Genomic DNA, 5,830 nt, shown 5'->3' on the forward strand with positions numbered 1-5,830 from the left:
TTGCAAAGTTACTGCCCGGGCGAATGGTCAAGTACCGCCATGCTAACAGGCAGAGGACTGAACGACAGCTTTCCGCAAATCAAAGATTTGGGTATTTCATTAACTCCTCTGTCTGTTTCCTTGCCTTATCGCCCTCATTCCGCAGTCTTTTGATGCACGAAAAATCTGTTCCCGGCAAGCGGAGCCGAAAGGCTTCAAAAGGAGGGAAGAAAGAAACGGTTATGCGAACGTAGAGGGAATATATTCACTATGCTGAGTGTGAGTTTCTTCAACGAAGTTAAAAACAAGTTGAACATTCAAACATTAAACGATATGAGGACAAGAAGATTGAGCAAAGAACAAGGAAAGCAGTGCAATATCAGCCGTTTCCCCAACTTTCACAAGAGCGGAAGCATCAAAGGCATGAAGCGCATCTACTATGGCATGGATGCCTTGTTGGTGCGTTGCGGAGATTATATCTACAAGTAAGCGTCTCCGCGATTCTATCTTGTCGGCCTTTTTTCATTCTTATATTTTTGCTATGTATAAAAATGAAGCATTATGGATTTAGCAGAAAATCGATTTGGAAAACTTGGAAACATTTCCTTGAAGTATTGAAAGTAGACTACAATTGTTCTTTAGCCGATGTTTGCCGCGATCAGCATACCACTTTTGGTGGTATGAGTTCCTGGATGTCCAGACGGGGCTATAGCGTTAAACAAGCCAAGGCAGATGTGGTCCGTGATTATTATGGCGGCGTTGAACCCTCCCAACCGACAACTTCCTCTCCTTCATTCACTCAAATAGCACCCGCCATGTTGTCGGAAGAAGAGTTTAGTCTTGCCGGGATCACAATCACCTTTAACAGTGGAACCACCATTTCGGTCAAACGGGCCACACCCGGTGGTGTGATTAAAATGTTGCGCGATTACGAAAGAAAGGAGGGAGATCCATGTATTCTCTAACATCAGCCAATCGATACTATCTGTACCAGGGCTTTGTTCGTATGAACCTTGGCATTGACGGTTTATTCAAAATTATACGATCGGAAATGAAGGACTTGTCTCCCGTTTCCGGAGATATCTTTTTATTCTTTGGTAAAAACCGACAAAGTGTAAAAATACTGCGTTGGGATGGCGATGGCTTTCTTCTGTACTACAAGCGCCTCGAAGGTGGAAGTTTTGAGTTACCGACATTTAACCCCAATACAGGCAATTACGAGATTTCTTATCAGGTTTTGTCTTTTATCTTAAATGGAGTGTCATTAAAGTCTGTACGGTTGAGAAAGCGTTTTAGGATCTAATTCAACATTCTGATTATTAGTTATTTGCGCTAAAGATATCATCCGGTTTATTTGGCCAATTCGTTGATTTTTTATATCTTTATGCCATGAAAAAGGATGAGATCATAGAGTTATTGAAGGAACAAATCAAGGGATTACGAGATGACAACAACAGACTCTTGGACCAAATAGATGCTTTGATAAAGGAGGTTTCTTCCCTTAAAGAGGCACTCCTTCAAAAAGGCGAATCTCTTAGCAAGCAACAGCGCCTTACTAAGGGACTCGCCAAACTTGTATCCAACACATCCGAACGGCAACAGGCTCCCCAATCTGCCATATCCGAAGAAGAGCGGCAGAAGATAGAAGCGGAAAAAGCAGATAAGCGTAAAGCAAGAAAGAACAATGGGGCCAAACGTGACATGCATTATGAGATGGAGGAAGAAGAACATGTCGTTTATCCCGATGATCCCGATTTTGACATCAATAAGGCCCGGTTGTTTACCACTGTTCCCAGAATATGCGTCCGCTATGAATGTGTACCCATGCGCTTCATCAAGCATGTCTACAAGATACACACCTATACGCAAGAAGGTCGCCTGTTTGAGGGAAAAACACCGGCTTCGGCCTTCTTGAATTCCAGCTATGACGGTTCATTTATTGCCGGATTGATGGAATTACGTTATATACAATCGCTACCTGTTGAAAGAATCATCAACTACTTCGAGAGTCATGGCTTTACGCTGAAGAAACCTACGGCTCATAAGTTGATAGAAAAAGCCTCAAGCCTCTTCGAAAATCTTTATAAGTGCATCCGGCAGACAGCTTTGAGTGATCCTTATAAGGCAGCCGATGAAACCTATTACAAAATACTCGTCCCGGAAAAGAACAGCAAGGGAAAAGGAGTCAGGAAGGGATACCTTTGGGTGGTTGTCGGCATAAACACCAGGATGATATACTTGCTCTATGATGACGGCTCCCGGTCTGAAAGAGTTATTCTTAACGAATTAGGCAGTTGCAAAGGTATCATACAAAGCGATGGTTACTCACCTTACCGGAAGCTCGAAAGCGATGCTTATCCCAATATCACACGCATCCCGTGCTTGCAACATATAAAACGGAAATTTATAGATTGCGGTGAGAAGGACCCGGATGCAAAAAGGATCGTGGAGCTGATAAACGCACTTTATCAAAACGAGCATAAGCATAAAGTTGGGGTTGAGGGATGGACGGTAGAACAGAATCTTATGCATCGAAAAAAGTATGCGCCGGACATACTCGGAGAAATAAAAGATGTGCTTGATGAAATAGAAGAACGGGGGGATTTGTTACCTAAGAGCGAACTGCAGGAAGCCATTACCTATCTTCGCAATGAGTGGAATGCAGTGGTGGACATCTTTAATTATGGTGACACTTATCTGGACAACAATATGGTTGAACGGATGAACCGGTACATATCCTTATCAAGAAAAAACTCATTGTTCTTCGGCAGCCATAAGGGGGCCGAACGAGGCGCCATACTCTATACGATAGCACTCACTTGTAGGATGCATAAAGTGAATCTATTTGAGTATCTCACGGATGTGATAAACAGAACAGCCGAATGGCAACCGAACACACCAATTGAAAAATACAGGGAACTGCTTCCTGACAGATGGGAAAAGGCTAATGACTAAAAAGGGATCATTAGCTTTTTTATTTTAATACACTATATAGAATCGCGGAGACGCTTACATCTACAACGTCAGCAGTGAGCCAAACATCTATTATCAGGCAAGTATTTAACTCTTAATTCAAAGGATATGAACAACAGATTATCAGAAAACGAGAAGGCATTTATCGAGTGCTTCTCACGGTTCGTAAACGGTCAGATGGGTTCAGCCGCCAAGGTAGGCAATGCCCTTGCAGATGACCATCGCTATCTCATCAACGAAAAGGGCAAGGTGGTGTTTGCCTTCTTGGAACGCCTTGCCAACGACTATCAAAAAGGTCGTTATGACCAGCGTAACGAGTGGGTGTGCCGATTGGCAGCAGAGACCATCGAACACCTTGTTGAAAACAGAATGTATTACAGAACACTTAACAACGATTGACTATGGCAAGCAGATTGATTACACCCACGTTGGAGGAGAGACTGAAATCCTATCCTCTTTACTCACAGGACGGCAAAGGCAAGGATGCCGTTTGTGTGGCAATATTCTTCATCGGACACGTCCGTTGGTTCGTACTTGAAGGGCAACAGGAAGGTAACGACACCACGTTATTCACCATCGTATGCGGTCTGCATGAAACGGAGTATGGCTATACCTCCGTCAAAGAAATGGAGAGCGTAAAGGTGGATGGCTCCAAATATGGAGTGGACGAGATATTTCAAGTGGAGCAATTGGACGGTTTCAAGCCGGTGAAACTGAAGAGCATTCCAGACGAGGATTTACAGACTTTCCTGAATAGAATGGAAAAGAAGTGAACATCATATGATAACCCCCAAAGACAAAAGATAATGGACAGAAATCAACTTATCAGACATATCTGCCGCTGCATTAAACGAGACCGCTTTTGTTGGAGGAACTATCTTCAACCATCCTCTTACTATGGTCGAGAACTCGCAGTCACTCCGTTATTTTGCTCCTATGGGCAAATCGGGTATAGCATCTATTTCCCATATTCTAATTTGCCAAACATCGACTACGATTGGGAGACCAAAGAATTAACTGTTGATGACATAGATTGGAAAGAGTGGATAAGAGACTGTCAAAAGTAACTCCATAACCAAAGCAACCGCAGGGACAATACTCCTTGCGGCTGACTATTGTTAGTACCTACTATGAGTAGTAAAGCCTACGATTAGTATATACTACGATACTACTCTCATCTTCGGAAAGCGGACTTGGCAACGTGCTCCTCTTGTACCTCTTCCTTCTGGTACTCCTCCATGTCGAGCAGTTGCTCATACGCAGAGCTGATGTTTGCATCCATAGAATGGTCATGACTGAAAGGGAAGGAGTGTTTCACTGAGAGTCCTGCATTGGTCACAGTCCCCACATCCAGACTATCCTTATCCTTGTTATATTGCAGGTTCAGCAGACCGCCATTTGGCATCTGGAATATCGGCATCTTTCGTTGCGCCAATTCCGAAAACTCTTCGGCGGTCATCTCCCTCGCCACAGCCTTCACGTCCTCACTGGCACGTCCTATGCCATAGCGAGTGATATGGTCCCGTATCTCCTGTTCCGTATGCTTTAGGAACACCTCGTATGTGCCACCGACACTGCCATTATATACCACTGCAAAGTCCTTGTCCTCAATCAACAGGTCATCGCCTCTGTTCTGGCACGGCTTCCTGTAGGTCTGCTTCTCGTCCATGCCGTTACCGTCATAGTAATCCTTGGCAAGTTTCAGCAGTCCATCATAGTCTCCTCGATCTTTCAGCTTATCCAGTTCCGATGTGTCATCCGTTGATTGGAGATAGGCAACGGAAGCGTAATATACCTGCCCGGCATCCTTACTTCCCTCCATTTTCTCCTCATTACCGACATTTTCCGTCTGCTCAGCCTTTTTCTCCTGGTCTATCTCCATCGCAATCTTGTCGATATGCTGCGTGAGCATCGAGGTGGCTTTCTTCACATCGAGCAACGTGGTCTTGATGAACTGCGGCGACTCTTTCAGCGAATCCAGCCAAGACTTTAGATAGGCAGCCGAATCTCCCTTCAAGTGCTTCGTCATGCCATATCGCTGAGCGGTCAGCGCAGCCGTCAGTTCTGCCACCAGTTCCTCGCGTGCATACTCTGCCGAGCCGAAGGTAGCGGGCTTGATGCGGTCCAACTGTCCCTCCGCACCCGTTGAGTGTCCCATCTCGTGGAAAAGGTTCGAGTAGAAAGACTCCCCATCCTTGAACTGCCTTTTCTCCGGCATCACAATCTCGTTTTTGCTGATGGAGAAATAGGCGGAATCACCGAACATGGGTTTGATGGGACATATCCAACGGTTGTCCGCTATCATCCTATCCACGGGTTCAAAGGCAAACTGCTCGTCCTTCTCCACCTTAGGCATCGAGTATTCCTGTTCCAGTTTCTCCCAAAACTCTGGTCTGACCTCCTTCAGGTTGGTCTGCGACACATTGAATACATGGTAAGTCTGAAGCTTTGGATATACATTGTACTTTTCGCGCTCCTCCTGAGAGAGCAGTTTGTAGTCCTCCCACTTGATGTGCTCTTTTGTTTCCTTATTGACCACCGTAAACGTGGTGAGCATCACGGGGAAAGAATGCTCACCCTTCAATACCGACACACGAGGCTTCTGTTCCTCGTCTTTCTTGCCAGTTTTGTTAAACTGCTGTATGCGGTCGAAGGTACAGAAGCGAGGAATCTTGTAGCCCTCCTTCTCGCAATGCAGGAGTAGCATCATAGCGTTCATGCCATTATATTCTCGTCCGTTCAGATTTTTCGGCCATTGCAGCGTACCCTCAGTAAACCAGGGCTTTTTCCATCCGTCTTTGCCCGACAGCGACTGAATACGCTCAATCATCATATCGGCAAACAGGTCGAGTGCCTTGTCTTCGGCACTCGGACCTTC

General features: G+C 45.2%; 6 protein-coding genes and 1 pseudogene. 6 read left to right on the forward strand and 1 reads right to left on the reverse strand.

From position 1 onward, the window contains the following. The first annotated feature begins 312 nt into the window (after window positions 1–312). The 6 genes and pseudogenes from DXA05_RS26620 to DXA05_RS25475 all read left to right on the forward strand — a co-directional run bounded on the left by DXA05_RS26620 (window position 313) and on the right by DXA05_RS25475 (window position 3,725). Window positions 313–468, forward strand: a complete 156-nt coding sequence (locus DXA05_RS26620; RefSeq protein WP_165601821.1) for a hypothetical protein — start codon at window positions 313–315, stop codon at window positions 466–468. A 72-nt stretch (window positions 469–540) separates the two neighbouring features. After that, window positions 541–944, forward strand: a pseudogene (locus DXA05_RS25455) (hypothetical protein). Beyond that, entirely contained in the window at window positions 932–1,282 is a 351-nt protein-coding gene (gene tnpB, locus DXA05_RS25460) for an IS66 family insertion sequence element accessory protein TnpB (RefSeq protein WP_004296723.1), read from the forward strand. Before DXA05_RS25455 ends, tnpB begins: the two are co-directional and overlap by 13 nt. An 86-nt stretch (window positions 1,283–1,368) precedes the next feature. After that, window positions 1,369–2,934: an IS66 family transposase gene (locus tag DXA05_RS25465; protein ID WP_072067342.1), complete on the forward strand. Its 1,566-nt coding sequence runs from the start codon at window positions 1,369–1,371 to the stop codon at window positions 2,932–2,934. A gap of 126 nt (window positions 2,935–3,060) precedes the next feature. Continuing rightward, complete coding sequence (locus tag DXA05_RS25470) at window positions 3,061–3,351, forward strand: hypothetical protein (RefSeq protein ID WP_004319960.1); 291 nt, start codon at window positions 3,061–3,063, stop codon at window positions 3,349–3,351. Window positions 3,352–3,353: 2 nt separating this feature from the next. Further along, the gene (locus DXA05_RS25475) at window positions 3,354–3,725 is read left to right on the forward strand and encodes a DUF2958 domain-containing protein (protein WP_060451226.1); all 372 of its coding nucleotides are present in this window, start codon (window positions 3,354–3,356) and stop codon (window positions 3,723–3,725) included. Window positions 3,726–4,126: 401 nt separating this feature from the next. On the opposite strand, the gene DXA05_RS25485 is transcribed toward DXA05_RS25475, so the two are convergent. Next, window positions 4,127–5,830: zincin-like metallopeptidase domain-containing protein (locus DXA05_RS25485; RefSeq protein WP_128859767.1), on the reverse strand; the 1,704-nt coding region annotated here is incomplete at its 5' end.

The sequence above is a fragment of the Bacteroides sp. AM54-2NS genome (assembly GCF_003602935.1).
Lineage (GTDB): Bacteria > Bacteroidota > Bacteroidia > Bacteroidales > Bacteroidaceae > Bacteroides > Bacteroides xylanisolvens.